General features: G+C 69.3%; 3 protein-coding genes. All 3 read left to right on the forward strand.

Translation table 11 applies throughout. The features are described 5' to 3' along the window. Positions 1-1,302 (forward strand): RNB domain-containing ribonuclease (locus JMF90_RS31685; RefSeq protein WP_201325910.1); only part of this gene is annotated, 1,302 nt, incomplete at its 5' end. Then, on the forward strand, positions 1,299-2,165 hold the full coding sequence (aroE, locus tag JMF90_RS31690) for a shikimate dehydrogenase (RefSeq protein WP_011544538.1): 867 nt from the start codon (positions 1,299-1,301) through the stop codon (positions 2,163-2,165). The genes JMF90_RS31685 and aroE, both read left to right, overlap by 4 nt. A gap of 14 nt (positions 2,166-2,179) precedes the next feature. Beyond that, on the forward strand, positions 2,180-2,900 hold a 721-nt coding region (mtgA, locus tag JMF90_RS31695), incomplete at its 3' end, for a monofunctional biosynthetic peptidoglycan transglycosylase (protein WP_201325911.1).

A 2,900-nucleotide genomic window follows, 5' to 3' on the forward strand; every position in this document is an offset into this window, starting at 1 on the left:
GTAATAACTTCGTATAGCATACATTATACGAAGTTATACGAGGCGCTCGGCATCGTGCGCGGCGATCCGGTCGACGCGATCGCGCGCGCGCGCCTGTCGACGGTCTACATGCCGGGCGACAAGATCACGATGCTGCCGGACGACGTCGTCGACGTGTTCACGCTGAAAGAGGGCGATTACCGCCCGGCGCTGTCGCTGTACATCATCGTCAACCGCGAGACGCAGGACATCGTCGCGAACGAGACGCGTGCCGAGCTCGTGTTCGTGAAGAACAACCTGCGCCACAACACGCTCGACGAGCTGGTCACCGAAGAGACGCTCGCGGCCGGCACCGGCGACTATCCGCACAAGGACGACATCGCCGTGCTGTGGCCGCTCGCGCAGGCGCTGTTCGAGAAGCGCCAGGTCGCGCGCGCGGGCTACGGGCTGAAGCGCGAGGTGCAGCGCAACACCGATTACAACTTCTACGTCGAAGGCGAGCACGTGACGATCACGCCGCGCCGCCGCGGCTCGCCGCTCGACCTGATCGTGTCGGAGCTCGCGATTCTCGCGAACTCGACCTGGGGCGCGTTCCTGCACGACCACACGGTGCCGGGCATCTACCGCTCGCAGCGCGGCTTCGGCGCGCCGGGCCCGAAGCGCACGCGGATGCAGACGACGGCCGCGCCGCACGAAGGCCTCGGCGTCGCGCAGTACGCGTGGAGCACGTCGCCGCTGCGCCGCTACGTCGACCTCGTGAACCAGTGGCAACTGCTCGCGTGCGTGCAGCACGGCGTCACCGCGAAGCTCGCCGCGCCGTTCAAGCCGAAGGACGCCGATCTCTACGCGGTCGTGCAGGGCTTCGACGATACGTACACGGCCTACGCCGACTACCAGCGCCGGATGGAATATTTCTGGTGCCTGCGCTGGCTCAAGCAGGAGCAGAAGAAACAGGTCGTCGCGAGCGTCGTGAAGGGCGATCTCGTGCGCCTGGAGGAAATCCCGCTGCTGCTGCACGTGCCGGGCCTCGGCGTGCATGCGCGCGGCACGCGCGTGCTGCTCGACGTGATGTCGCTCGACGAGCTGACGATCGAGGCGTCGGTGCGCCTGTTGAACGTGCTCGACGCGCCGACCGTGACGAGCGGCGATACGGCCGAGGCCGACGAAGAGGATGACGCCGAAGGCGGCGACGACACGCTGGTCGACGCGGAAGACGCATCGGCGCAAGCCGAGGCCGAAGCGCTGGCCGAATCGGGCGACGCGACGGCGGAGGGCGGCGAAGCCGCGAGCGGCAACGACGGCGAAACGGGGCGCGCATCATGAACGCAGTTGCGTCGACGAGCGGCGCCGACCGCTATGTCGTGTTCGGTAACCCGGTGGCGCACAGCAAGTCGCCGTTCATCCACGCGCAGTTCGCCGCGCAGACCGGCGAGCCGATCGAGTACACGCACCGGCTCGCGCCGGTCGATGGTTTCGAGGCGGCCGTGCGCGCGTTCGTCGCCGAAGGCGGCCGCGGCGCGAATGTGACGGTGCCGTTCAAGCTCGACGCGCATGCGCTCGCCGACACGCTGTCGCCGCGCGCGGCGGCCGCAGGCGCGGTGAACACGCTGCGCATCGACGCCGACGGCCGCATCCACGGCGACAACACCGACGGCGTCGGCCTCGTGCGCGACATCGAAGCGAATCTCGGCGTGTCGCTCGCCGGCGCGCGCATCCTGCTGCTCGGCGCGGGCGGCGCCGCGCGCGGCGTCGTGCTGCCGCTGCTCGACCGCGCACCGCTGTCGATCGCAATCGTCAACCGCACTGCGAGCAAGGCCGAAGCGCTCGTCGGTCAGTTCATGCAGGCCGCGCACGATGCGGGCTGCACGCTCGCGGGCGGTGGCCCCGGCGTCGTGCGGGCGGAGCCCTACGACGTGGTGATCAATGCGACGGCCGGCAGCCTCGATGCCGCGCTGCCGGAATGCGACGCAGCCGCGTTCGGCGCCGGCACGCTCGCGTACGACATGATGTACGGCGCGCAGCCGACCGTGTTCATGCAGCACGCGGCATCGCTCGGCGCGCGCACGGCCGACGGTCTCGGGATGCTCGTCGAGCAGGCGGCCGAGTCGTTCTTCATCTGGCGCGGCGTGCGGCCGGACGGCGCACCGGTGCTGGCCGCGCTGCGCCAGGCGCTCGCGGCGAGCTGAACGGAGCGCGGCACGTGGTGGCGGTGAGCGGCACGCAGCGCACGCGGACGGTGAGCCTCGCTCGCTGGGCCGTCTACGCGGGCTCGGTGTTCGCGGGCGCATGGCTCGCGACGCAGCTGTTCTATCTCGCGCAGATCGCGCTGTGGTTGTTCGTGAACCCGGGCTCGACCGCGTTCATGCGCACCGACGCGTGGTGGCTGTCGCGCGACACGCCGCCCGCGCAGATCCGGCACCAGTGGGTGCCGTACGACCAGATCTCGCGCAACCTGAAGCGCGCGCTGATCGCGTCCGAGGATTCGACCTTCGCGACCAACAACGGCTACGACGTCGACGCAATCCTGCAGGCGTGGGAGAAGAACAAGGCGCGCGGCAGGATCGTCGCGGGCGGTTCGACGATCACGCAGCAGCTCGCCCGCAACCTGTTCCTGTCGCGCGAGAAGAGCTACATCCGCAAGGGGCAGGAGCTGATCATCACGTGGATGCTCGAAACGGTGCTCGACAAGGAGCGCATTTTCGAGATCTACCTGAATTCGGTCGAATGGGGGCGCGGCGTGTACGGCGCCGAAGCGGCCGCACGCTATTACTACAAGATTCCCGCGAGCCGGCTCGGCGCGTGGCAGTCGGCGCGTCTCGCGGTGATGCTGCCGAAGCCGCGCTGGTTCGATGCGCATCGCGGCTCGGCCTACCAGGCCCAGCGCGCGGCGGTCATCGCGCGCCGGATGGGCGCGGCCGAGT

It is taken from the genome of Burkholderia sp. E168m23 (genome assembly GCF_016586125.1).
Lineage (GTDB): Bacteria > Pseudomonadota > Gammaproteobacteria > Burkholderiales > Burkholderiaceae > Burkholderia > Burkholderia orbicola.

Excerpts from the sequence above, each read along its gene's own strand:
- aroE (WP_011544538.1), top strand. The coding sequence starts at position 1,299 with ATGAACGCAGTTGCGTCGACGAGCGGCGCCGACCGCTATGTCGTGTTC.